Here is a 24776-nt window from a genome sequence, read left to right as displayed (position 1 = left end):
GTCGCTGTGGTTGCTCGTCGCCGGTGTCGCTGCTGGCCGGGGACCACAGCAGCGGGGGTCCCGGCACGAGACCCCTGGGCGGGGGCGGCTGGACGCCACACTGGGCATACGAAAGAGACCGCCATCCCCCGGTACGGGGATGGCGGTCTCCTGGACCTGGTGCTACGCGGTGAGCATCACAGAGACCCGGCAGCGGCCGGCTGCGGGACGCTGGCCGTCTTCTGCTCCTGCGGCTTCACCGCCGGTCGCTGCGCCTTGACCGGCTCCTGCTTCGCGGCCCCCTGCGCCGTCGGCGACGGGTTCGCCTCCGGCGTGGTGCTCGCGGTCGTGGTCGCTGCCTTGCGCGGGCTGCGGGCGGGCTGCGCCTTCTCGGCGTTCTTGGCCTTGGCCGAGGTAGCGCGGGCCGGGCCGTCGTTAGCAGGCTTGGCTGCCACCTGGCCCGCGCTCTGGCTCGTGGCCTTGGTCGCGGCGTCCGCCGACACGGAAGCGGTCGCGGCCTTGACCGGGGCGCTGGTCTTGGGTGCGTCGTTCGCCTCGGCGGACTGCAGGGTTCGGTCGTCCGGGATAGCGGTGCGCAGGCCTGCGGCGATCTCCTCGACCTTGTCCAGGTCGTAGCCGAAGTCCCGCAGGGCCAGGAAGTACCGGGCCTCGCGCGTGCTACGCCAGGTCGCCTTGCTGGTGCGGGCCTCGATCGCGGCCAGCGCCAGGACCAGAGTGATGCGCTGCACCCGCCCCGGCCTACCTGCCTTCGCGGCCTTGGCGATCATCTCGCCGATGGCCGTGCGAGCCCCGTAGCCCGCGTTCTTGATACCGAGCCACTCAGCGGCCATGGCGTGCCCGGTGTTGCCCGCCTTGTCCAGGCTGCCGCCCTCCTGCAGCACCGACATCGCGATGAACTCGTCCGCGCCCTTCGGCGCGGTCGTCTTCTTGGCGAAGTCGGCCAGCCACTTGCGGCGCACGTCCGTGGCCGACTCCCAGCGCGGGTTGAACTCACGTACCGCGTCGCGCTCGGCCTTCTCCTTGCCGCTGAGCGGCACCCCCAGGACGCGGCCGTCCTTGGCGTGCTTGTTCGCCCTCGGGTCGGTGCACACGTACGCGACCTTGCTGCGGCTGTACTCGTCCAGGTAGGCGGCGTGGCCGGGGCAGGTGCGGTGCGTCTCCTCGGTCAGGCGGTTGCCCTGCGCGTCGGCCAGGTCACCCAGCCGGGTGATCTTCTTGTTGCCGTACCCGGGGTTCGGGATCTCCCGCACACCGGCCTCGCGCAGCGCCTGGCGGGCCTGCGCCAGTTCCTGGACGCGCTGGAGCGTGTCGCGCTGCCGCTGGGCCTCGTGCGCGAACTGTCCCGGGTTGCTGGTGGCGACCTCGGTCAGCTTCGCGACGATCTTCGGGTGGTCGACGAACTCCGTGAGCGTCGCGGCCTGGTCGATGGTCAGGTCGTACTTGACCTGAGCGGCCCGCGCGGTCTTCGACTCGGCGACGCCGAGTGCTGCCTTCACCTTCGCCGTGGTGGTCTTGGTCCGCTTGGCGATCTGCGCGGCGGTCGCGCCGAACAGCGCCATCTGCTGGTACCCGGCCGTGCGGTCGGCGTCGTTGATCCCGGCCCGCTGGTCGTTCTCGTGGAACTGGTTCACCAGCCGGTCCAGCGCGCTGCTGCCATTGCTGCTGGGCACCACGATCACCGGGTACAGCGCCAGGCCAGCCTTAATCGCTCCCCAGGTGCGCCGCGCACCACCGTCGACCAGGGTGAGCGTCCCGTCCTGGTCCTCGTACACCGGCGGCGGCACCCGAACCCCCAAGTCCCGGATGCTGTCGACGAAGTCGACGTCGATGGTCTTCTCAACGTCGCTGCGGACGTTCGTCCCGAACTTCACGGTGCGCGGGTCCACGTACCGCAGCTCCGCCTTCTCGAAGGCGTTACCCGCCACCTTCTCGGCGTTCTTGTTCTCGATCTGCACAGACATGATCGGCTCCTTGTGCCGTCAGGGCCTGGGATAACCCCGGGCCGTTGTCTCAATTATATGCTACAAAGAACGCTCAGGCCACCGATAAAGGCCATAATTTACACGTTGGACTAATCATTTATTTCATTTGTTCAGCTTTCATGGCCGATGGAGTCAATCTCGGAGGTTGTGCCGATTCGAGTGCCGGGCACGTTTCCTGCGGCGCGAGCGGCGACTGTGCGCCACCAGCGCACACCGAACCGCGCGACGGCGGGGGGCTGTGGCTCCTTGTCCGAGTAGACGACCACCACCGGTTGTGGCATCTGCCGCAGGTCGGCAGTCAACCGCTCGACTTCCTTCGCGGTGATCGCTTCCAGTTCGTCCATCTGCTCGCGAACCCGGAACGGAACATTCAGCTTTCCACGCTCCCAGTCGCGGACGATCTCGGCGCGGTTGCCGAGCAAACGCCCAAGATCCGAGCGCTCCAGACCGAGCGCTTCGCGCGCGCACCAGACCTCACTACCCGTCATCCTGCGCAACTGCCCATCGCTCATGACGCCTCCGTCCTGCATCCATGGCCCCAGCGCGCGGCCCCAGCGCGCGGCCCGGTTCGGTCCGCGCCTGGCCGGCGAGGGCTCACCCCGCGCACCCGATGCTAGTTCGACACTGATCCACGTCGCGGGCCCAATGGGCGAGCAGGGCACGGCAACCGAACCAGTCCGTTCCGGCACGCCATGCCCGCTTGATTTCGCATAGTGAATTCTCGCTCTCAGCCTGTTGCGCGCCGCGCGCACCTGTGGTGCGCGCGGCATTTGGACAATTGTCCAAATGCATTCAGGCCATCCCAACGCCCGCCCAGGGAGCACCGTCGAGGCGAGTTGGTGCGCGCTCCTGACCTGCGGTGATACCCGTGCACACCACGGTGTGCACGGGTCAGGGTGTGCGCAGAGCGCGCGCACGCCTGCCACCGTTGCGACGGTGAAGACCTCGACCAAAGCGTTGCCCAATTCCTGCCCCGTTCGTTTCGGGCGCGTAACAGGTGTGCCAATTGCCTTGCATCAACGACCCGGATCGGCGGTAATGGATTCCCCCAGTTTTCACCCGCTCGACAATCTCGACCTCGTCGGCGATCACCGCGTGCCGTCCCGGCGGCGCGCCCACGGAGGCAGGCCCCTCAGCATGCGCACCACACGACCTGTTCTCACCGCAGCGCTGCTGCTCGCGCTAGCTTCAGGCTGCACGACTGGCGGGTCGGCTTCGCCTACACCGAGCGAGTCGGCGAACTCGCCCACCCCGTCTCTTTCGGCGTCACCGTTACCGAGCCCCACGAATCCGAAAGCGCTCGCCCGTACAAGTGCCGAGGCACTTGCGCGCGATTACTACGCGGTCACGGACGAGGTCGGTCAAGATCCCGATGCCAAGTTGTCTCGGCTTGGCAGAGTCGCCACGAGCGTGGAGCTCAGCACTCGCCAGCAGATCGTGGAGCAGTGGCGCGCCGATGGCTGGCGCAAGACAGGGCAGACCACGGTCGCCGAAGTAATAGTCCAGTCCGTGAACCTGGACAACTCGGATCCAGAAGCGGGGCGAGTCCCGACCGTACAAGTGGACGTCTGTTACGACGTCAGCGACGTCGACCTCGTCGACGAGGCCGGAAATTCCAGGGTGAGCCCGGACCGCGCCGATCGCGGATGGGAACGTCTCCACGTAGCCAACTACGACTACAAATCAGATCCTGCCAGCGGCTGGCGCGTCGCCTCATTGGAAACACTGGAGAAGGCCCCATGCACAGGCTGAGGGCAACAGTCACTGCCGTCTTCGCACTCGCCCTCGGTGGGATTGCGATACCCGCATCAGCGGACCCGCATTGCAAAGCCTTCGACCGGGATTCCGGCGTCTGCGTGATCATCGCCCACGACCCCGGATCGGCCTCTGCGCAGGTCTCGGACGATTCAGCGTCAGCGGCGAGCGGACGCTCCGAGGCACCAGCCAAGCCGGCTCGCCGGTCGAGCATGGGGTCGGCGTGCACGTGGGAGCCGCAGGGCAGCATCACGATTCATCTCGATGAGGCGGGTGGCCCGGTGCCGTGCACGTCCGAGTACGGGGTGTGGAGCGAGCAGTGGAACTGCTACCTGAGCCGGGCCATACCGCAGCCGCCGGCCACCGCCCCCGAGTGGGAAGGGCATGAGCAGGGCGACGGCGCGATCTACGAGTGCCGCATCCCCACCGGCGGGCTCCAGGGCGCGGTCTGGCTGGCGACTCCACCAGACGCGGCCGACGCCGGACCCACGCCGGGTGAGGTGGCGCAGATCGCGGTGGAGCGGATGAACCTGCGTGCGGTCGAGATCGGGATGTCCCCGGATCCGGACGGGCCTGGGGTCGTGGCGTTGCCGACGTGGCTGTGGGTCCACGACCCCGGTGAGCAGACGTTCGGTCCGATCACGCGTACTGCTTCGGCGGGGTCCGTGACGGTGTCGGCGACGGCCCGGGTGGAGCGGATCGTATGGGACATGGGTGACGGCACCCAGGTCGTGTGCACCGGCCCGGGCACCCCGTACGAGTTCCGGTTCGCACGGCAGGCGTCGCCGGACTGCGGGCACATCTACACCCGGGAGTCCGGGTACCGGCCAGGGCAGGAGTACACGGTCACGGCCACCAGCGAGTGGGTCGTGGACTGGGAAGGGGCCGGGCAGTCCGGGTCGCTGGACGTGGACGACCTGTCGCGCAGCGTGCAGGTCTCGGTCGGCGAGGCACAAGTACTGGTGAACTGACGGGCTGCCCGAGCTGGGCGGCCAAGGGGGATGTCGGGATGACTAGCACGACCACGCGGGGACCATCGGCGCCAGGGGCGTCACCGGCAGGGGCCAGGCTCGCACCACCACGATTGAAGCGGCGTCCGGTGCTGGCAGTAGTGATGATTGCGGCGATCGGCGTCGGCGCCCTGGGCGCGGTGCTGCTGTGGGCGACGCTGACCGACACGCGCACGGTGCTGGTCGCCCGGGACACGATCGTGCGGGGCTCGGTGATCACGGCCGAGGACCTGACCGAGACCCAGGTCGGTGCCGACGTCGCGTTGGACCTGATCGGTGCCGGGGCGCGGGCCGACGTGGTCGGGCAGCGTGCGGCGTGGGACGTCCCGGCCGGCGCCGCACTGACGGCCGGTGTCGTGGCCGAGGAGTTGGTGCCGCCGTCGGGCATGTCGGTGCTCGGCATGGTCCTGCCACCACCGGTCGCACCGGGCCTGAGCCTGCTGCCCGGCGACCAGGTGCGAGCGGTCGTCACGGCCGCCGACGGCGGTGGCGAGCAGACCCCGACGTTCCACGAGGCCGAGGTAGTCGCGGTCAACCCGCCCGCCCCAGATGGACAGACCGTCGTCGACGTCCTGGTCTCCCACGAAGAAGCCATCACCCTGGCTGCCGAGGCAGCCGCCGGCAAAGTGACGCTCGTCCTGGACTCCCGCGAGCTCGACGAGACCACCAGTCCGTCCGATGACGGAGCAGAGCCCTCCGCCTCGCCCAGCACCTCATCCACTACCGAGGAGGGCTGATGGCTGTCATCGCACTGTGCTCCGCCTCCGGCTCACCGGGCGTCACCACGACCGCGCTCGGCCTGGCCATCGCCTGGCCACGCCCGGTCGTACTGGTCGAGGCCGACCCGGTGGGCGGGTCCGCGATCCTCGCCGGCTGGTTCCAAGGCGCCCACGACCACGACACCGGACTGCTGGACGTCGCGTTCGCGGCCGAACCCATCGCCGCCGCCGTGGACCGGGTCGCGGTCCCGATCAAGGACGGGGTCCGGTTCGTGCCTGGTGTCCGCTCACACCTGGAGGCACGGGAACTGGGCGGCCTGTGGGGGCCGCTCGCCGAGGTGCTCGCCGGGCTGGACGCGACCGGGCAGGACGTGATCATCGACGCCGGGAGACTCGGAATGGCCGACTCCCCACGGCCCCTACTCGAGCGAGCCGACAAGACACTGCTGGTGACCCGGACCGACCTGCCCGCGCTCGCGGCCGTCCGCTCCTATGCCGATCTGGTCGTGCGGACCCGGGCGTGGAAGCGGGCCGGGCTCCTGGTCGTCGGGCCCGACCGCCCCTACTCGGGGCGCGGCGCGGCCAAGCTCCTCGGACTCCCGCTGGCCGGTTCTGTCGCGTACTCGCCCAAGGATGCCGAGACCTATCACCTCGGAGCGGCGCCCCGGGCCCGGTTCCACAAGAGCGGCTACGTGCGCTCGCTCGCTGCGACCGCTCGGACCCTGGCCGCGGAGATCTCGCTCGGCACTGCACCACCCAGCCCAGCGCTGCCCAGCCCGTCCGGTAGTCCAGCAGACCAAGCCGCGAGGCAGGGACGGGCCCCGGGTCCTGCGGCGGTCTGGGCTGCTGCCGCTGATCGTCGACAGGAGCACGCATGACGGCCGAGCCGCGCACCGAGTCTCCCGAGGGCACCGACCCGGCGGGCATCGCGTTTCTGACGCGACCGGTCCCGCACGAATTACCACCGAACCTGCGTCGCCCGAGCAACCCCTGGGTTGGCTCCGGACAACCTGACTCGGGTGACGGGACGACTCGCCGATCCGACCGCTCTGCCGCCGCACTGCCACGGCCGGTCCCGGTGGACTGGGCCCTGGTGGACGCGTTGCGCGACCAGGTCTCCACCGAGCAGGCCGAGCAGTTCTCGCCCGGCACCGACACCCTGGTGCGCGAGGAAGCCGGCAAGGAGGCCATCAACCGGCTGGTGAAGCAGGCCTCCACCGACCGGCGCAACGACGGCAAGGCCGAGTTCACGCCCGCCGAGCGGGAGGTCCTGCGGGATGCGGTGTTCAACAGCCTGTTCCGCATGGGCCGGCTACAACCGTTGTTGGACAACGACGACGTCGAGAACATCGAGATCTACGGCCACCGCACTGTCCAGCTCCAGCTCGCCGACGGCACCTGGGTGGCCGGCCAACCAGTCGCGGACTCCGACGATGAGCTGATCCAGCTGATCCAGGACATCGCCTCCCGCACCGGCTCCGGCGCCCGCCCGTTCTCCGAGCGGAATCCGTACGTCGACATGCGCCTGCCCGGTAGCGGTGCGCGCCTGGCGGCGTCGGCGTGGGTGACCGACCGGCCCGTGGTGGTCATCCGGCGCCACCGCCTGATCCAGGTCACCCTCGACCAGCTCGTCGGGCTCGGGATGCTCTCGCCCATTGCCGCGTCGTTCCTCGCGGCAGCGGTCCGGGCCCGGAAGTCGATCGTGGTCTCCGGTGCGGCCAGCGCCGGCAAGACGACCCTGACCCGGGCGCTGTGTGACCAGATCCCGGCCGGGGAACGGATCGCGACGTTCGAGACGGAGTACGAGCTCGGGCTGCAGGACCTGCGCCCGAACGTGATCGCGTGGGAGGCCCGCCCCGGCTCCGGCGAGGTCGGGCTCGATGGGCGGCAGGCCGGGGAGTCGACCATTGCCGAGGCGTTGTGGCGGTCTTTCCGGTACAACCGGTCCCGCTTGATCGTCGGTGAGGTTCGCGGCGCGGAGGTGTGGCCGATGATCAAGGCGATGGAGTCCGGCACCGGGTCCTTGTCGACCACGCACGCCACCAGCGCGGTCGCCGCGATCCGGAAGCTGGTGACCTGCGCGATGGAGGGCGAGGAGCAGGTCACCCATGACCTGGCGACGTCCAAGCTCGCGCACGCGATCGACCTGATCGTGCACGTCGACCTGTCCTACGACCCCACGAGCCAGGCACCGCGCCGTCAGGTCGCCGAGATCATCTCAGTCGCCCCCGGCGAGCGGGAGACCGGGTACGCCACCACCCAGATCTTCGCCCCCGGACCCGACGGGAACGCCGTACCGAAGACCATGCCGGACCTGGACCACCAAGGTCTGGAGGCCTACGGGTTCGACCTGCAGGGCTTCAGCGAAGCCCTGCACCACCCCGGAGTGCCCGGCCGGGCGACGACGGCGGTCCGGTCATGATCCTCGCCGCCCTGTGCGGCGCGCTGGTATGCGGCGGCCTGGTCGGCCTCGTCTACGCTCTGCGCCCCGTACCGCCGGCCCTGCCTCCGGCCGCGCGACCGCCGCGCACCAGCCTGGTCGACCGGGCCCGGACAGCGTTCGGCCGGATGCCGCGCCGAACCCGCATCCTGCTCGGGCTCGGTATCGCCGCGGGTCTGGTCGCCTGGCTGATCACCGGCTGGCCACTGCTCCTGCTCGTCGGGCCGGTCGTCTCGGTCGGTGTCCCGTCGATGCTGTCCAACAGGGCACAGGGCGAACGGATCGCGCGCCTGGAAGCGATCCAGGACTGGACCCGGTCCCTGGCCGGCTCCCTCTCCGGCGGCAAGAGCCTGGAGAACGCCCTGCGGTCCACCGCGTGGACCGCACCGGCCCCGATCGCACCCCAGGTCCAGGCGCTGGCGGCGCGGCTGGAGTCGAGCTGGAACCCGCGGGTGGCGCTGGCCGCGTTCGCCGACGACCTCGCCGACCCGACCGCGGACATGGTCGCCCAGTCCCTGACCACCGCGATCGAGCTGCGCGGCCCCGTGGCCAAGGTGCTGGACGACCTGGCCGACGACGTCGCCGACCAGGTCCGCGCCCGCCGCGAGGTCGAGGCCAGCCGCGCCACCTACCGCGCCACCGCGACCTGGCTGACCGTCATCACCGTCGGCACCCTCGGCGCAATGCTGCTGAACGGCACCTACATCGAGCCCTACCGCACCCCGCTCGGCCAGATCGTCTTCCTCGTCCTGGCCGCCTTCTTCGCCCTGACCCTGTTCTGGTTCAACCGCATGTCCAACGGCTCCGGACCCGCTCGCCTATTCACCAGGGGCCGGTCATGACCGGGCTGTTCTGGGCCGGCCTGACCGGCGCATCCATCGCACTGGCCCTCGTCCTCCTGGTGGTCCAGCTCCTGCCGGCGCACGTCGACCTCGCCCAGGGCTTGACCCGCCTGGCCCCGGCGAACCACCCGTCGCGCTCCCGGCCCCAGGAGCAGGCCGTTCCGGGCAGCACGGAACGGCTGGGCCGGTGGGGCCGCGACCACCTCCCTGCTGGACTCTGGCTGCGCACACCCCACCGTGATCTGGCCCTGCTCGGCATCCCACCGGCCCGGTTCTACGGCGAGCAGCTGGTGTGCGCGGCCCTCGGGGTGCTCGCTGCGCCCCTGCTCATGTGGGGCCTCGGTGTCCTGGGCATCCGTGTGCCGTTCACCGTCCCTGTCCTCGCGGCGGTGCTGCTGGGTGCCGCCTTGTTCCACATCCCGCACTACACCGTCGCGGACAAGGCGACCAAAGCTCGCACCGAGTTCCGCCGCGCCCTGTCCCTCTACACCAGCCTCCTCGCGCTGCGGCGCATCAGCGGGTCCGGTGTCCCGCAGGCGATGGAGCAGGCCGCGCAGGGCACCGGGTCCTGGGTCCTGAACCGGATCGCGGTCACCTTGGCCCAGGCCCAGATGTCTGGGGCGCGGCCCTGGGACGCGTTGAAGGATCTGGCCGACCAGGTCGGCGTCGGTGAGCTGCGCGACCTGGCCGAGACCCTGGAGCAGTCCGCCACGGAGAACACCGCGATCTACGACAACCTCCGCAAGAGCGCCAAGGCCCAACGCAACGCCCTGCGCAACCAAGACCTCGCCGCCGCCAACGCCATCGCCGTCCGCATGAGCGCCTCCGGCGCCGTCATGGCACTGACGTTCATCGCGCTGCTCCTGGCGCCGTCGGTCATGCGCCTGCTGACCCCGGTCTAGCCCGCACACCTATCCCGCCCGACTGGAAGGACCGGCATGCCCGCTAGCGCCGCGCACACCTCGGACCAGGCACCCGTGCCGGTCCGGCGTGCGCGCACACCCTGGTGTGCGGGCCGACGGGAGGCGGGGCAGGCGGCGATCCAGACCGCGATCCTGCTGCCGCTGGTGCTGCTCCTGATCATCGCGTGCATCCAGGCGACGCTCTGGTTCGCCGGCCGCCAGGTCGCGGTCGCGGCCGCCAGCGAAGGCGCCCGCAGCGCGGCAGCCGAGACAGGCACGGTCGGCAGCGGGCAGGCGGCAGCTATCGAGTTCGCCAGCACGACCGGGCGCGGCTTCCTCCTGGTCCCCACCGCGACCGTCACGCGCAGCGAGACCACCGCGTTGGTGACCGTGTCCGGCAAGACCCTGTCCCTGATCGAAGGGTGGGAATTGGCCATCACCCAGACCGCGACCATGCCCGTCGAACGCCTGACCGCCCCGACCGGGCCAGGTACCCCATGACGGCGCCCACCCCACGCGCCCACCCCGGGGTTCGTAGGCGGGAGGCCGGAGTCGTGGCGATCGAGCTCGTCATCACCATCCCGGCCGTCGCGCTGATCGGCTGGGCAATCATCGTCGGTGCCCTGTCCGTGCTGGCACAACAGTCCGTCCAAGCCGCTGCCGCCGACGCGGCCCGGACCGCTTCCCTGGCCCGCACCGTGTCCACCGCCCAGGCTGACGCGTCCGCGGCGGCCTCGATGTCGCTAGCGAACCAGGACCTGCGCTGCGCGTCGACCGACGTCGCCCTCGACACGGCCGGGCTGCTGGCACCCGCCGGGCAGCCGTCGACGGTCTCGGCCACCGTCTCCTGCCACCTGGACCCCCGCCGCCTCGGGATCCCCATCGGGCGCCCGTTGACGATGCAGGCCACCGTGTCTTCCCCCGTCGATACCTGGAGGTCTCAGTGATCCAGCACCAGCCGACCACCACCGCACCGGGACCCGAGGAGGAGCGTGAGGCGGGGTCGGTGCTGCCGTTCCTCGTTGTGTGCGTAGCGACCTTGCTGGTGTGCGCGGCGTTCGTCGTCGAGCTCGGCGGGACCCTGCACGCCCAGCAGCGCGCCAACGACCTCGCCGCGCAGGCGGCACGCACTGGCGGCCAACAGATCGCCCTCACCCAGGGCGGGACACCCGGGTCTCAGACGCTGACCGTCGACCCCTACGCCGCACGCTCCGCCGCACAGGCCTACCTGTCCACCGCGGGTGTCTCCGGGTCCGTCACCGTGGCCGACGCCACGCTCACCGTGAACGTCACGGACACCTACCAGTCACCGATCATCGGCTCGATCGCCGGCCCCCGGCAGGTGTCCGGGTCCGCGACCGCGCGCCTGGTGCGCACCCTCGCCGGGACAGAGCAGGAAGGACGCTCATGACAACCCCACCCACCGCGCGGCGCGCACCACAGCGCGCACACCCTGGTGCGCGGCCCACGACCAGTGACCGGCTGCGCGGCCTGGCCGCCACGCTCGGGCTGCTGCTGCTCGTCGTCGGGATCCCTGTCGTGCTGGAACTGGCCCGCCACCGGCTCCTGCCTCCTGGGTTCGGATGGGACGACCTCGGACTGGTCCTGACTAGCGCAGGCAGCACGACCCTGGTGGTCGTGGTGCTGGGCTGCGTGACCTGGGCCGCTTGGGCCTACCTGACGCTCACCATCGTGCTTGAGGCGGTCGCACTGAGCGGCCGGATCGCGGTCCCGGGTCGGCTCGGGTTCCAGCGCGGTCTGGCCCGACGCCTGCTGACCACCGCATCACTGCTGTTCGCGGTCTCCATCCCACCGGCACTGGCCCAGACCCCGGCAGACGCGGCCACCGCGCACACCGAAACCACCGCCCCGCACACCACCTCGGCGGGCCCCGAGGCGGCGCGCGCACCTGCGCGCACCTCTGCGCACACCATCCCCGACCAGGACGAACGACCCGCACGCCCGCAGACGGTGCCGTACACGGTGGTCGAGGACGACAGCCTGTGGAGCATCGCCCGCGACCAGCTCGGCGACCCCATGCGGTTCACCGAGCTCAAAGACCTCAACCAGAAGGCCCTGGCTAGTCGGCCCGACTTCCTCATCCCCGGGACCGTCCTGCGCCTACCCGCCCCACCAGCCGACGACGACGTCGAGGACGGCACCGGGCAGAACGTTGCTGCGGCCGAGACGGTGGCGGACAGTCAGGCGCCGCGCGACGAGACGTACACGGTCAAGATCGGGGACATCTTGACCCAGATCGCGCTGGACGAGCTCGGTGACGCCGGCCGGTACCCCGACATCGTGGAGGCCTCCGAGCAGACCGTGCAGCCCGACGGCGACCGGCTGACCGACCCCGACCACATCAAGCCGGGCTGGCGCCTGACCATCCCCGCCATCACACCCGCCCCGGCCAAGCCCACGGCATCCACCCCGGCACGCGAGACAACAACAGAGCAGCCTGCCGACACCACCGAGACGGCAGCCAAGGACTCGCACACCCCGCCAGCAACAGCCGAGCAGGACCACGCACCGAAGTCCGAGGCCAGCGTCCCCGAGAGCCCTCACGACCCCAGTACCTCGACCCCGGACGGGGCGCCCGCACACCAGGGTGTGCGCAACCACACCCGGTCCCCGGACGCGACCGGAACGGAACCGCACACCAACCCCTGGGCAGGCCCCACCGACCTGCCTGGCTCCCGGTCCACGTCCGCGGCACCAGGCGCCAGTGAGGGGCAGACCACCAGCGCGACGCCAACACCGCGAGCTGCGACAGAGGAGGACACGGCAGAGGCAGACGAGAGCGACCTTGCGGGTCCAGCGTGGCTCGTGCCCGGGCTCGCTGGCGGGGGTGTGATGCTCGCGGCCGGGCTGCTGGTCGTGCTGCGTCGCCGTCGCGCTACCCAGTGGCGCTACCGGCGCCCCGGGCACCGGATCACCCCCGCACCGACCACCACGGTGCCGGTCGAACGCACGATCACGACCACCGGGCAGGCGTGGATCGGGGACATCGACGCCCTGGACCGCCTCTTGCGCGGCCTGGCCACATCACACCAGGGCAGCTCGGCCGGGGACCTGCCCGCGCTGATCGGGGTCGAGCTCACCGGGAACGACGCCGTCGTCCACCTGGCCGAACCGACCGACCTGCCGCTGCCGTGGGTCGGCTCCGGTACACGGTGGACCGCTGCCGTGTCAGAGGCACCGGCGGAGACCTTGACGGACGATGTGCTGGCGCCCTACCCACTGCTGGTGACCGTCGGCATGGACGAGGCCGGGCACGTGTGGCTGCTGGACCTCGAACAAGCCCGCACCGTGACCGTGACCGGCGACCCCGAATCAGTCGACGCATTCGGGCGGTACATCACGGCCGAGCTGCTACTGCACCCCTGGACGGAGAACACCACCCTGCACACCCTGGCCACCCGCTGGGACGTGACCGGCCTGGCAGACTTCCGCCACCACCACGACCACACCGACGACTACGACACCCTCGCCTGCGTCAGCGAGGTCGACACCGCCACCGCCGCTCTGCGGGACAGCGCTGGGCGCGAGCGGGACGAGTCACACGCCCTCATCGCTGCGCCGGGCATCGGGGCGACCACCCGGTCCGCCTTGCACACCCTGACCACGAACCTGGACACAGCCCAGGACCGGGCCGGTGCTGCCGTCGTACTGCTCGGTGCGGCCGCCGAACCATCGCCCGTGCTCGCTGCGGCAGCCACACCCAGGCTCGTCGTCGACGTTCGTGAGGGCCGGCTGCGTGTGCCGGCGCTGGGGTGGGACCTGGCCGCCGTCGGGCTGGCCGAGCACGAGCTCGCCGCGTCGGTCGCCATCGTCGAGGTCACCCGAGCCGCAGAAGAACCACAGGCCGAGTCCACGGCCCTGGAACCGGTCGGTCGTGCAGCGCCCCTACCCGAGCCGCTCGAGCGCGTTCACGCGGGGCACGCTTCGCCCCCAGCAAGCACGGAGGAACCGGCTGTGCAGCCGCGGCCCGCCGACCAGCACGCACCGGCCGGACCCTGGTCGCTCCTGCCTGCGCCGACCGCCGACTACGTCGAGGCCGCTGCCACCACGGCACAGGACATCGAGGTATTGGCGCCGGTCGTGCAGCCACGGCCGGCGAGCGAGAAGGTCCGTGACACCGACCCGACCCTCGACCAGGATGTGGCGGCATGGTTCGACCCTGACCAGTACCGACGTCCGCGGCTGATGTTGCTCGGTCCGGTGACCGCGACCGGGTACGGAAGGATCACCGAGCCCACGGCGCGGCTCAAGGCCCTGCACGTCGAGACCCTGGCGTATCTCGCGCTCCACCCACGGGGAGTCACTCCCGCGGAGCTGGCCGAGGACTTCTCCATCGTGGAGGGACGCGGCCGGTCCTTGGTCACCGGGGTGCGGGCCTGGCTCGGCACCGACCCCGCCACCGGCCGGCTCTACGTGCCGGATGCGACCAAGACGGCCGCGTCCGCCGCATCGGGTAAGGCCGCGTACCAGGTCGAGGGCCTGCTGGTCGATATCGACCTATTCCAGCGTCTCCAAGCCCGAGCACGTGCCCGTGGTGCCGACGGCATCGACGACTTGGTCACCGCGCTCAAGATCGTGCGGGGCCGCCCGTTCAGCCAGACCCGCACCGACGGGTGGACCTGGTTGTTCGAGGGGGACCGGATCGACCACACCATGACCGCGGCGATCGGTGACGTCGCCCACCTGGTGCACACCCGGGCGATGGCTGAGGAGAACATCGACCTGGCCCGGTGGGCGGCACAGGTCGGCAAGCAGGCCAACCCGGATGATGAGACCTCACGGCTGGACGACATCACCATCCAGTACGTCACCGGGCACGCCGAGCTGGCCCGCAAACGCCTGGCCGAGGAGATCTACGACCGCAGCGACGACGAGTGGCCGCCGCCGGACCCGCCGGAGCGCACCCGCGAGATCGCCGCCCGGCGGGGCATGAGTCCAGGAGCTCCCGGCAGGAAGCGCCGGCGCGCCTGAGCACTGACCTGCTCGACGCCGAACCACGCCCGAGACAAGGGGCCGCACTCGGCCCTCTGCGTGGTGAGGACTCCGGGTAGCGAGGTGCCAGGGTCTGCCCCGGCGCGTACCACGCCACGGAGTGCGGGTGGCGTCGCGCTCGGCGTCCCGTGAGATGAGGCGCACTGTGGCGGTCAGGGCGTGCGCGGCGGAGCGCACCTGAGCCGTGCACACCTGCCGCAGGCCGTGCGCGCACCTGCCGCGCACCCGGCGACCGTTCCGGTTGGGACGGGCCTTCGAGCCTCGTGCACGCCGGCTCAACCCCTTTGTTTGAAACGACTTGGTGCGCGCTGCTGACCTGCACGAACACCGTGCGCACCCGTGGTGTGCGCACGTGAGGTGTGCGGAAAGTGCGCGCTGGATCGTCAGGGTCGAGCCATGGACACCACGCACGAGCTCGACCCGGCACCGCTGGAGGCAGTCGGCCGCGCCGCGAGCACCCACGGCACCGCCGAGGGGGCGCTGCTGCTCGCCGCGGCGGGCGTGCCGGTCTTCCCCTGCGTCCAGGGCGGCTCGCGCCCGTTGCTGCCCAGCGGGCCACGCGCCGCCTCGGCCGATCCGGACCGGGTGGCCTCGTGGTGGTCGCGGTACCCGGCCACCAACCTCGCCATCCCGACCGGTGCCGCCTCGGGTCTCGATGTCGTCGAGGTCTACCCCGACCGCTCCCGGTCGGGTATCAGCGCGGTGCGGCTCGCGATGCGGGCGGGCCTGCTGCCCCGGCCAGGCCTGGCGATCAGCACCCCGACCGGTGGGCTGCACCTGCTCTTCCCCCGGGCACCACAGACCGCCCAGCCGTCCTGGGACGCGCCGCGGTCGGGACTGAGCTTCCACGGCGACAGCGGCCACATCCTGCTGCCGCCGTCGCTGGTTCTACGCGCCGACGGCGTCGTCGCGCGCTCCCAGCTGGTCGGCCCCGGCAACACGTCCACCGGCCCCGTCCATGCGGGCGCGCTACGGCGTCTCGTTGACCCTGCCCCCGCGCAGAACGGCCGGCCGGCGCTGGCGCCCACAACCGCGTTGCGACCGGGACAGAGGCGGGGCCACACCGCCGATCCGCGCCCCGTATCGCCAGCAGGGCCCCAACCGATGTTCCGTCCCGATCCCGGCGGCCCTGGTCGTCGGCCTTCTGAGGTGGTGAGCCTGTGAACCCGCAATCCCCGCACTCGCAGCACAGCCGAGGCCCGCGTACCCAACCGGTCCAGCCCCAGGCGCTGGGCCCGTCGTCGTCGAGTACCGATCCGCACGCCTTCGAGGAACAGGCCCGCCGCAAGACGGTCCGGTCCAAAGCTCCGGCCCGCTCGGCCCGGGACCGGGAGGTCACCTGGGTCCGTCCCGGGGACCTGCCTTCCCTGACTTCCCGGCGGGTCCTGGTGCGAGGCGTCGACTTGCACGCCGCGATCGTGCGCCGGGCTTTGCGACGACCGACCGCAGCCGCGAAGAACGCCGTCGGGGCCGCCAAGCGGGCGCTCACCCCGGGCGCCCGGCGACAGGAACGAACCACACCGCAGCAAGGCACCGAAGGGATGGGTATCTGATGACCACCACGACGCTTCCCAAGGCTCCCGAAGCCCCCACGGCAGAGGGAAAAGAGCCGCTGTTCACCACCGGTGAGGGTCTGCGGATCCTACTGCTGCGTCTGCACATGGACGGGCCGGCTGCCTGGTCGACCGACCTGGAGGCCACGGAGCTGATCGAGTTCTGCATGGCCAAGTACGCGGGCATGGCCAAGAAGTACCGGCAGACCCCGCACGACGCAGCGTTCGCCGCGTTCGAGGTCCTCCGTGCGCCGGCCACCGCCGAAGCCGACGACCCCTGGGGCGTCGTGACCCGAGCGGTGCAGCTCTCGCTGATGGCCGAGGACCGAGCCAACGGCCTGCTGTGCGACCAGTCCCGTGCCCGCCGGCTGCTGACCTCCGACCAGCACGACGCGACCCGGTTCAGCGACTACGAGCTCGACGGCGCCCGATCCATCGAGACCATCACCGGCGAAGTGGTCTCCGTCGACCCAGCGCTCCTGGATCACCTCGACGCCACCGAGGCCGTGGTCGCATCGCAACCGTCACGGGTCGCGACGATCGAGACCCGCACCGCACTGGACCTCGCCGCGAAGGTCCTGGCGGGCTTCGGCTGGAAGGTCACCCATGCCCGAGCCTGCCTGGACTACATCACCGAACGCCTGACGATCACCGGGGACAGGACTCGCGCGTTCGAATACCTACGCCGTGACAAGACCGCGCTGGGTCGGTTCGATCTGGAGCTGCGGCGGTGGACCGCGTTGTGCGCCGTCGTTCTTGGCCACCCCCACCACCCGGCGCTAGCGGTCCGGAACGGGTTGCTGGAACGGCTGATGCGCGGGCAGCGCACCGCCACGATGCTCACCGACGAGCGATTCGTGCGCGCGCTGGTCGCCGCCAGCCCTGCCCGCGCCGCAGTACCCGAGCGTACGGTGCGGCCCGCCCTGCGGGTGGTGTGCGATGCCTGAGACCCGGGGACAGAAACAGGACACCGCGGAAGGCGTGTTGCGCCTGGACGTCGCCGTCGACGCGATCACCGTCGGCGAACGGCACCGCCACGACCTCGGTGACATCGACGCCCTGGCGGCATCGATCGACCAGCTCGGGCTGCTGCAGCCGATCACCGTGACCCCGGACCTGGTCCTGGTGTGCGGGTACCGGCGCCTGGTCGCGATCCAACGCCTGGGCTGGACGACCACACGACCGTGGGTACGCAGCGGGATCTCCGACCGCCTCCAGGAGGTGCTGGCCGAACGTGACGAGGAACAGCTGCGCAAGCCGCTGGACGACGTCGAGGCTGCGCAGCTGTACCGGGAGATCAAGCAGCTCCTGGCGGAGGACGCCGCACGCCGCCAGTCGAACACCCGCTTCGGCGCCGACGACGACGCCCAGGAAGCCATCGCGCAGCCTGCTTCCGAGGCGGGGGCTAATTCGGACATCGACGGTGGTGCCAAATTGGCACCACCGCGTGACCTGCACGAACGCACTCGGGCACAGGCGGCACGCATGGTCACCGGGAAGGCGTCCTACTCCCGCCTGGACCGCATCGCGACCCTGTCCGACATCGCGCAGGACCCCGCCCGCCCCGAGCGAGTCCGGGCACTGGCTACCGAGGCCCTGGAACAGATCCGCGAGGGAGCATCCGTGTTCCCGCTGTACGACGAGGTCAAGGCCGAGCTCGCCGCCACCGACCCGACCGCCCAGGCTGTCGAGGAGGTCACCCAGGAGGAGGTCGACGAGGTCGTCGCCGCCGCGATCCAGCGGCTGAACCAGCCCGAGTCAGCCCCAGATGCGCGCGGCAAGGGCCGGCACTCGCTGCGGGCGTTCGCGCTGCTGTGGCAAGGCCTGGACGGGTGGTGGGAGCACTACGACCCCACCGACGTCGGAGCCGCCACCCACGATGCCGACTGGGCCGTGTTCGAGAACGTCCTGGACCAGACCACCCGGTTCGCCGCCGCAGCCCGCGCCGCACGCGACCAAGCCCAGGCAGCCCGCCGCGACCACACGGAGGCATGACCATGCTCAACCCACGAGGCCTCAGGTCATGGATCTCCGCGCACCGCGCCCTCAGCATCCTGATCGGCACGCTCATCCTCGTGCTCGTCGCCGTCGGGCTGCGGCTCACGCCCCCGAGCACCACGGACGCCACCCACGCAGCCGCGTCGCCGGCGGCTCCCTCCACCGCGCCGAACGGGGTCGACGGCCCGACCGACGGCGCCATGGAACCGACCGCCGCCGCTGACGCGGCGACCATCCAGGCGACCGACCCTGACGTGTTCGCGCGGTCGGTGGCCAAGGCCCTGTTCACGTGGGATACGACCAACTCCAACCTGCCCGATCTGACCGAGCAGCTGCTGGTCGTCGCGGACCCGACTGGTGAGGAAACCCCGGGCCTGTTGCTGGATCTTCGGACCTACCTGCCGATCTCGAAGGCATGGACGCACCTGGCGCAGTACCAGACCCGGCAGTGGCTCGAAGTCACCGACGTCGTCGAGCCCGCCACGTGGCACGACGCCCTGGCGCAGGCCCCCGACGGGGCGGTCGTCGAAGGGACGACAGCGCGCACCGTGACCGCGATCCGGCACCGCGCCGGGACCTGGGACAGCGCTGCCGTCTCGGCCAGCTCGCAGACCCAGTTCACGATCTTCATGGTCTGCGCCCCCGCCTACGAGCAGTGCCACCTGCTGCGCCTGTCCGCCTCCGACGCCGCCCTGCTCTGAGGAACACCCATGATGCGCGCACTCGCTGTCATCGCTCTGGTGGTGTTCCTGTTCGGGCCACCCACCGCGCTGACCGCCTACGCCCTCCTGGCCCCCACCACCACCGGGTGCATGCCCGGCGGCAACACGGTGGGCCCGATCGGGGCGCTTCCCACGCAACTGACCGCGTCGACCACCGGTGGCGCAGTCGTGCGCCTGGACCAGGTCCAGCTCGGCCACGCCGCCACGATCATCACCACCGGCTCTACGGCCGAAGGTGTGGGACGGGACGGGGTGCTGGTCGCGCTCATGGCGGCACTGACCGAGTCACACCTGCGGATGCTCGCCAACCCAGGCGCCTACCCGTCCTCGGCGGGCTTCCCAAACGACGGCGATGCGAGCGACCACGACAGCCTCGGTCTCTTCCAGATGCGGCCTGCCGCCGGTTGGGGAACCGTCGCCCAGCTCATGGACCCGGGCTATCAGGCCGCGGCATTCTTCGGCGGACCGACCGGCCCGAACCACGGGTCACCGCGCGGGTTGCTCGACATCCCCGACTGGCAGCGACTCCCAAAGGGCGCGGCGGCTCAGGCGGTGGAGGTCTCCGCGTTCCCCGACCGGTACGCGCAGTACGAACCCGTCGCCCAGGCGATCCTGGAGCAGCTGACGACCACGCCTGGCGCAACCGACGCCAAGCGGGACGACGCCCCTTTCGTGTCGTCACGCATCGTGTTCCCGCTGCCAGCCGACACCTGGACACGCATGTCCGGGTTCGGGATGCGGACCCACCCGGTAACCGGCGTCCGCACACTGCACGCCGGGACCGACTACGCTGCCCCGGCTGGTACCCCGGTGCTCGCGCTGGCCGACGGCGTCGTCGCCTACGCGGGACCGGACCCACGCGCGGGCAACCTGCTCGTCATCGACCACACCCTCGCAGGACCCAACGGTCCGCGACGAGTGGCCTCGGCCTACTCACACCTCCTCGACGGCTCCACGGCGGTCTCCGAAGGCGACTACGTGAGCGCTGGTTCCCAGGTCGCCCAGGTCGGGTCCACCGGGCAGTCCACCGGACCTCACCTGCACCTGCAGATCCACCCCGGCGGGTTCGACGCCGCCCCCACCGACCCCGAACCCTGGCTGGCAGCCCACTCCCCCACCGCCCTGGACGGCTCGACGGTCCTGCCGGCCACCGGGTCCTGCCGGACGGAGGCGACGCCATGACGAGCTCAACGATCTCCCTCGCGGTCACCGCCCTCCTGATCTTCGGAGTCGGTCCGGACTTCGGTGCCGTGACCGGTAGCCGCCTGTACCCGATCATCGGCGCCGTACTGACCATCGCCCTGGTGCTCGCCGTGGCGATGTTCGTGGTCTGTGCGTTCGTCTGGCCCATCGCGTCGGCCTCCGGGAACTGGCAGGCCACCAGCAAGGCCCGCACCGGCGTCCTCATCTCGGTGGCCGGCGCCGTGCTCGCGGGCAGCAGCTTGGCCTGGACGAACTGGCTCATCGACCTCGGCCACACCCTCTAGACCCCGGTCGGCGGTAGCCCCTCACCAGCATGCCTTGACAGCCCCGGGCGTGGTGCGGGCGGCACACCTGCCCAGCGCAGACATCACCGCGCTGAGGGAGAACCGCCATGCTGCACGTCCAGACCGTCACCCACGCCGCCTCCGCCGCGGCCACCCGCACCGCCGAGCACGCCACCCTGATCGCGGCAGGGATCGCCACCCGGGTACCCGGGGACATCGACATCCGGCCGAACACCAGCGGCCTGCCCGGGATCCCGCAACTGAAGGAAATCGTCGGCGCGATCATGAGCATCGGCCTGATCCTGGCCGTGGTCGCCCTGATCATCGCCGCGATCGTCTGGGCTTTCGGCGCCAACAGCTCCAACCCGCACCTCGCCGGCCGCGGCAAGACCGGGATTCTGGTCGCCGCCACCGCCGGCGTGCTGTGCGGGGCCGCCGTCGCCCTGGTCAACTTCGGCTGGGACCTCGGGCAGCAGATCTGATGGACATCTGCTCCCTCCCCTTCGTCGCCCAGGTCTGCGCCGGATCCGCAGCAACAGCAGCCTCCCCGATCCAGCCGCTCGCGGACCTGGTCGGAGACCTGGCCGCCTGGGTCATGGAAGGCATGTGGGCCCTCATGGTCACCACGACCATGACCGACGTCACCAGCCCCCAGTTCCGTCGGGTCTACGCCCTGGTGTTCGGGATCGCGGTCCTGGTCATGCTGCTGTTCTTCCTGCTGCAGGTCATCACCGGCATGCTCCGCCGCGACCCTGGTGCCCTCGGCCGCGGTGTCCTCGGGCTCGGCAAGTCGATCCTGGGCTCGTTCCTCGTGGTCACGCTGACGGCGGCGTTGCTGGAGATCACCGACCAGCTCTGCCACGGCCTCGTCCAAGCAGCCGGGACCACGATGGAGGAAGTCGGTGACCGGCTGATCGTCATGGTCACCGGCATCTCCATCTCGACCGCGGTGGTCGGGGTCGGGCCACTGTTCGCGGTGTTCCTGGCCGGACTGGCGTTCACCGGGGCGTTCACGGTCTGGATCAGCCTGCTCGTGCGCTCCGCGCTGATCCTGATCGCCATCGCCCTCGCACCCCTGGCCCTGGCCGGGGCGTCGTGGGACGCGACCCGCGGATGGGTGACCAAATGGGCCACGTTCACGATCGCGCTCATCGTGTCCAAACTGGTCCTGGTGGTGATCTTCCTGATCGCGACCGAGCAGATGTCCGCACCCATCCAGGTCGACATCGCGTCGGTGGCCGAACCACTAACCGGGATCGTGCTCCTGATCATCGGCGCGTTCGCGCCGTACCTGACGTACAAGTTCCTCAACTTCCTCGGCTTCGACCTCTACCAGACGATGACCACCGAGACCGACGCCAAGGAAGCCCTCAACCGGCCCGTCCCCTACCTGCCCGGCGGATGGTCCCGACCGAACCCGGCCAAGGTCCTGGGATCCGACGGGACCGCCGACCGTGGCGGTGCCGCAGACGGTGCGGGCGACGGCGCTGCAAAGGCCACGACCGCCTCGGGCGGTACCAGCCTGGGCGGCAGCACCGGGGCGGCAGGAGCGGGCACCGGGGCCAGAACGGGTGCGGGCGCCAGCTCCGGTGCCACGGCGACTGGGGCTGCTGGGGCTGGAGGTCCGGTCCTCGCCGGTGCTGCCCTGGCCAAGGCCGCTTTCGACTCCGGCGGAAAGACCGGGCAGGCCCTCGGCGGCCAGGCCGCACAGGCCGGCGAGGGCGCGACCGCTCCCACCGCCGACCAGCCCACACCGGCCGGTGCACGCCCGACGGCCCCGGCCGGTGACGGCTCGCAGCCGCCGTCGGCATCACCCCGGGAGCAGCCCGGGATCTTGTTCCAGGACGGGGACTAACCCATGACCAACCACGAACAATCAGGCGGACTGCTTCGGGCGGTGAAGTTCTCCCGCCTGTCCAAGCGAGCCCTGCTACTGGGCCTGACCGCGACCCAGCTGACGATCATCGGCATCGGTGGCCTGCCCCTGGTGATCGCGCTCTACACCGGAGCCGGAGCCCTCTACGCGATCGTCGTGCTCGCCATGGCCGTCGCCGCCGCGCTCGTCCCGGTGGGCGGGCGGCAGGTGATCACCTGGGTTCCGATCGCGGGCTCGTGGGCCTGGCGCACCGTCACCGGCCAGCTGGACTACCGGGCCCGGATCACCGGCCGCACCGAACGGCCGCGGCCGGCCGGAACTCTCGCCCTGCCCGGGGATTCCGCGGCGCTGCGTCAGTACACTGATCCCGTCACCGGGGCTGTGCTCGTGCACGACCCGCACGCCGCGACCCTGACCGCGCTGCTGCCGGTCACCCACCCAGCGTTCGTGCTCCTGGACCCAGGCGAGCAGCAACGCCGAGTCACCGCCTGGGGACGGGTCCTGGCCACGGTCTCCCGGTCCGGGCACATCGCCGCCCTCCAGGTCACCGAACGCACCCTGCCCGGCTCCGGCGCTTCCCTGGCCGACTGGTGGCAGACCCATGGCGCCCACGACGGGTCCTTCGCCAGCAGGACGTACGCGGACCTGATCGACCGGGCTGGACCTGCCGGGGAACAGCACTCCACGACCATCGCCCTGTCGCTGGACCTGAATGCCGCCGCCCGCACCATCCGGGCCGCCAGCGGTGGGCTGCGTGGGGGCGCGGCGGTACTGCGGCAGGAGGTCGAGACCCTGACCATCGCGCTGCATGCCGCGGACCTCACCCCCGGCGAGCCCTACGACGCGGGACAGCTCGCCATCCACCTACGCACCGCGTACGACCCGGCGATCGGTCCGGCCCTGGAACGCCACCCCACGCTCGGGCGGGAGCTGGCCGCCGCCGGGCCCATCGCCGTGACCGAGACCTGGGGGCAGCTGCGGGCAGACGGCGCCCACCACTGCATCCTGTGGATCTCACAGTGGCCCCAGTCCCAGACCTTCCCTGGCTTCCTCGCCCCGCTCCTGCTGTCGTCGGGCGTCCAACGGACCGTCTCCTTGACCTACCGGCCCGTGCGGCCGGACGCCGCGATGCGCGAGCTGCGGCGCCGGCGCACCGGGCACCTGTCGGACGCCACCCAGCGCGCTCGCATGGGACAGACCACCGATGCGACCGACCAGGCCGAGCTCGCCGACGTCCTGCAGCAGGAAGCCGACCTCGCAGCCGGACACAGCCTCCTGACCGCCACCGGCCTGATCATCATCAGTGCTTCCGACGCCGAGCAGCTCGAGCACGACATCGCCGCAGTCGAACAGGTCGCGATCCAGGCCGGCATCGAGACCCGCCGGCTGTGGGGCCAGCAGGCCCAAGCGTTCGCTCGGTCAGTCCTGCCCGGATGAGCAAGACAGATCTAAGCAACCCTTGCATGCCGCTTATGTCGGAACGAACGACAGAAGCGGTATGAGCAATGCCAGAAAACCCGCCATTAGGCTTATCCGAGCATTGGCCAACTCGACCGAAAAACGTTCACGCCAAAACCACCGCGGCTCTTGGTACTCGTCAACCCGAATCCGACCCGACGCGGCATCGACAAGGGAATCGCGAATTAGGTCACTTATCTCTGAGGCGCAGCCAGACGTCATCGGGTGTTCGTCGAGCAGATCGAACACGCGGCGTCCACGCCACTCGTAGTCCACGCCGCGCGCCTTGCCGAAACGACGCCAAGCATGGGCCGAGCGCACCGCGGACTCCTTATCCGACAGGCTGTATGGCTTGAAGTTCTGCAGAGACCAGATCAGGCGGAAGCCGGCCTGACCGTAGGACCGGTAGGCGTCGAAGCGCCTCACGATCGCTTCGATGTCAGCCGTGAGGCCGTAGAAAAATCCAGCGAAGGCAACCACTGAAAACGTAAACCACATGGCACAGAACAACCATATATTTGACTCGCGCAGAAACAAGGGCGGAAGTAACCCGTACAGCACTCCCAGCACGGCGCAGAACAGGACTTGCCACCATTTCGTACCTTCAGCCCAGCTCGACATCCTGCGGACACTCGTCTCAGGCAACAGCGACACCTGTTCACGGCTGATCCCAACCCGCTCCAAGACCTTGAACGCTCGACGCGTTGCCGCAATGTCTCGAGACCCCATGCTGCCGCCCGGGCTCCTGTGGCTACTGCGCACTCCTCCACTCCTTCGGTTATGTCCGTGCCGCCCACCTGCTCGAATGCTGCGTCACCCTACGCACGACCACCGACAGTCGTAGCATTCTGGACGCACCGGCACGGGCGTCCATCCGCGGAATTGGTCCAGGACCCCGACTCAGGCACCGGCCGAAGCGATGCCCTGAGCAGGCAGTGCAATAGGAACGCCTGTTAGCACCTAGCCCTCCGCGTCTCACTTAGCCCAGGACCGAGGGCCACGGTGAGGACGAGCACACC

General features: G+C 70.5%; 23 protein-coding genes. 20 read left to right on the top strand and 3 right to left on the bottom strand.

From position 1 onward, the window contains the following. Positions 1 to 176: 176 nt before the first annotated feature. Complete coding sequence (locus FHX71_RS07875; RefSeq protein ID WP_182615174.1) at positions 177 to 1961, bottom strand: ParB/RepB/Spo0J family partition protein; 1785 nt, start codon at positions 1959 to 1961, stop codon at positions 177 to 179. Between the two features lie 131 nt (positions 1962 to 2092). Continuing rightward, positions 2093 to 2494 carry a helix-turn-helix domain-containing protein gene (locus FHX71_RS07870; RefSeq protein ID WP_182615173.1) on the bottom strand — a complete coding sequence of 134 codons (402 nt, stop codon included), beginning with the start codon at positions 2492 to 2494 and terminating at the stop codon, positions 2093 to 2095. A 424-nt stretch (positions 2495 to 2918) separates the two neighbouring features. On the opposite strand from FHX71_RS07870, the gene FHX71_RS07865 reads away from it, so the two are divergent. The 20 genes from FHX71_RS07865 (at position 2919) to FHX71_RS07770 (ending at position 23736) form a co-directional block, all read left to right on the top strand. Next, positions 2919 to 3734, top strand: coding sequence for a hypothetical protein (locus FHX71_RS07865; RefSeq protein WP_182615172.1), 816 nt, complete (start codon positions 2919 to 2921; stop codon positions 3732 to 3734). A 284-nt stretch (positions 3735 to 4018) separates the two neighbouring features. Beyond that, on the top strand, positions 4019 to 4708 hold the full coding sequence (locus tag FHX71_RS07860) for a hypothetical protein (protein WP_182615171.1): 690 nt from the start codon (positions 4019 to 4021) through the stop codon (positions 4706 to 4708). Positions 4709 to 4851: 143 nt separating this feature from the next. Continuing rightward, positions 4852 to 5484, top strand: coding sequence for an SAF domain-containing protein (locus tag FHX71_RS07855; protein WP_182615170.1), 633 nt, complete (start codon positions 4852 to 4854; stop codon positions 5482 to 5484). Continuing rightward, positions 5484 to 6344, top strand: coding sequence for a CpaE/TadZ family protein (locus FHX71_RS07850; RefSeq protein ID WP_182615169.1), 861 nt, complete (start codon positions 5484 to 5486; stop codon positions 6342 to 6344). The genes FHX71_RS07855 and FHX71_RS07850 overlap by 1 nt, the downstream gene beginning before the upstream one ends. A 200-nt stretch (positions 6345 to 6544) precedes the next feature. Beyond that, positions 6545 to 7888 carry a TadA family conjugal transfer-associated ATPase gene (locus FHX71_RS07845; protein ID WP_312876959.1) on the top strand — a complete coding sequence of 448 codons (1344 nt, stop codon included), beginning with the start codon at positions 6545 to 6547 and terminating at the stop codon, positions 7886 to 7888. Next, the gene (locus FHX71_RS07840) at positions 7885 to 8748 is read left to right on the top strand and encodes a type II secretion system F family protein (RefSeq protein WP_182615167.1); all 864 of its coding nucleotides are present in this window, start codon (positions 7885 to 7887) and stop codon (positions 8746 to 8748) included. Before FHX71_RS07845 ends, FHX71_RS07840 begins: the two co-directional genes overlap by 4 nt. Further along, positions 8745 to 9650 (top strand): type II secretion system F family protein, encoded by a 906-nt coding sequence (locus FHX71_RS07835; RefSeq protein ID WP_182615166.1) that lies wholly within the window; start codon positions 8745 to 8747, stop codon positions 9648 to 9650. The genes FHX71_RS07840 and FHX71_RS07835 overlap by 4 nt, the downstream gene beginning before the upstream one ends. A 36-nt stretch (positions 9651 to 9686) precedes the next feature. After that, on the top strand, positions 9687 to 10151 hold the full coding sequence (locus tag FHX71_RS07830) for a TadE/TadG family type IV pilus assembly protein (RefSeq protein WP_182615165.1): 465 nt from the start codon (positions 9687 to 9689) through the stop codon (positions 10149 to 10151). Between the two features lie 53 nt (positions 10152 to 10204). After that, positions 10205 to 10597, top strand: coding sequence for a TadE/TadG family type IV pilus assembly protein (locus FHX71_RS07825; protein WP_182615164.1), 393 nt, complete (start codon positions 10205 to 10207; stop codon positions 10595 to 10597). Beyond that, positions 10594 to 11061 carry a pilus assembly protein TadG-related protein gene (locus tag FHX71_RS07820; RefSeq protein WP_246402355.1) on the top strand — a complete coding sequence of 156 codons (468 nt, stop codon included), beginning with the start codon at positions 10594 to 10596 and terminating at the stop codon, positions 11059 to 11061. The genes FHX71_RS07825 and FHX71_RS07820 overlap by 4 nt, the downstream gene beginning before the upstream one ends. Beyond that, entirely contained in the window at positions 11058 to 14642 is a 3585-nt protein-coding gene (locus FHX71_RS07815; RefSeq protein WP_182615163.1) for a LysM peptidoglycan-binding domain-containing protein, read from the top strand. Before FHX71_RS07820 ends, FHX71_RS07815 begins: the two co-directional genes overlap by 4 nt. Positions 14643 to 15059: 417 nt before the next feature. Then, the gene (locus FHX71_RS07810; protein ID WP_182615162.1) at positions 15060 to 15827 is read left to right on the top strand and encodes a bifunctional DNA primase/polymerase; all 768 of its coding nucleotides are present in this window, start codon (positions 15060 to 15062) and stop codon (positions 15825 to 15827) included. 388 nt (positions 15828 to 16215) lie between these two features. Further along, positions 16216 to 17163, top strand: coding sequence for a serine/arginine repetitive matrix protein 2 (locus FHX71_RS07805; RefSeq protein ID WP_182615161.1), 948 nt, complete (start codon positions 16216 to 16218; stop codon positions 17161 to 17163). After that, positions 17156 to 18211, top strand: a complete 1056-nt coding sequence (locus tag FHX71_RS07800) for a ParB N-terminal domain-containing protein (protein WP_182615160.1) — start codon at positions 17156 to 17158, stop codon at positions 18209 to 18211. The genes FHX71_RS07805 and FHX71_RS07800 overlap by 8 nt, the downstream gene beginning before the upstream one ends. Before the next feature lie 2 nt (positions 18212 to 18213). Continuing rightward, positions 18214 to 18915, top strand: coding sequence for a hypothetical protein (locus FHX71_RS07795; RefSeq protein WP_182615159.1), 702 nt, complete (start codon positions 18214 to 18216; stop codon positions 18913 to 18915). 12 nt (positions 18916 to 18927) lie between these two features. Next, positions 18928 to 20118 (top strand): M23 family metallopeptidase, encoded by a 1191-nt coding sequence (locus FHX71_RS07790; RefSeq protein ID WP_182615158.1) that lies wholly within the window; start codon positions 18928 to 18930, stop codon positions 20116 to 20118. Beyond that, a complete protein-coding gene (locus FHX71_RS07785; protein WP_182615157.1) occupies positions 20115 to 20423 on the top strand; it encodes a DUF6112 family protein in 309 nt (102 codons plus the stop codon). The genes FHX71_RS07790 and FHX71_RS07785 overlap by 4 nt, the downstream gene beginning before the upstream one ends. Before the next feature lie 107 nt (positions 20424 to 20530). After that, positions 20531 to 20905, top strand: a complete 375-nt coding sequence (locus FHX71_RS07780; RefSeq protein WP_220489556.1) for a DUF6112 family protein — start codon at positions 20531 to 20533, stop codon at positions 20903 to 20905. After that, the gene (locus FHX71_RS07775) at positions 20905 to 22278 is read left to right on the top strand and encodes a conjugal transfer protein TrbL (protein ID WP_182615156.1); all 1374 of its coding nucleotides are present in this window, start codon (positions 20905 to 20907) and stop codon (positions 22276 to 22278) included. Before FHX71_RS07780 ends, FHX71_RS07775 begins: the two co-directional genes overlap by 1 nt. Before the next feature lie 3 nt (positions 22279 to 22281). Then, a complete protein-coding gene (locus FHX71_RS07770; protein ID WP_182615155.1) occupies positions 22282 to 23736 on the top strand; it encodes an SCO6880 family protein in 1455 nt (484 codons plus the stop codon). A gap of 33 nt (positions 23737 to 23769) precedes the next feature. On the opposite strand, the gene FHX71_RS07765 is transcribed toward FHX71_RS07770, so the two are convergent. Then, positions 23770 to 24519 (bottom strand): hypothetical protein, encoded by a 750-nt coding sequence (locus tag FHX71_RS07765; RefSeq protein WP_182615154.1) that lies wholly within the window; start codon positions 24517 to 24519, stop codon positions 23770 to 23772. Between the last annotated feature and the right edge of the window lie 257 nt (positions 24520 to 24776).

Source organism: Promicromonospora sukumoe (assembly GCF_014137995.1).
In the GTDB taxonomy this organism is placed as follows: Bacteria; Actinomycetota; Actinomycetes; order Actinomycetales; family Cellulomonadaceae; genus Promicromonospora; species Promicromonospora sukumoe.
The sequence above is the reverse complement of the archived record's forward strand: the minus strand, read 5'-3'. Positions and strand labels throughout refer to the sequence as shown.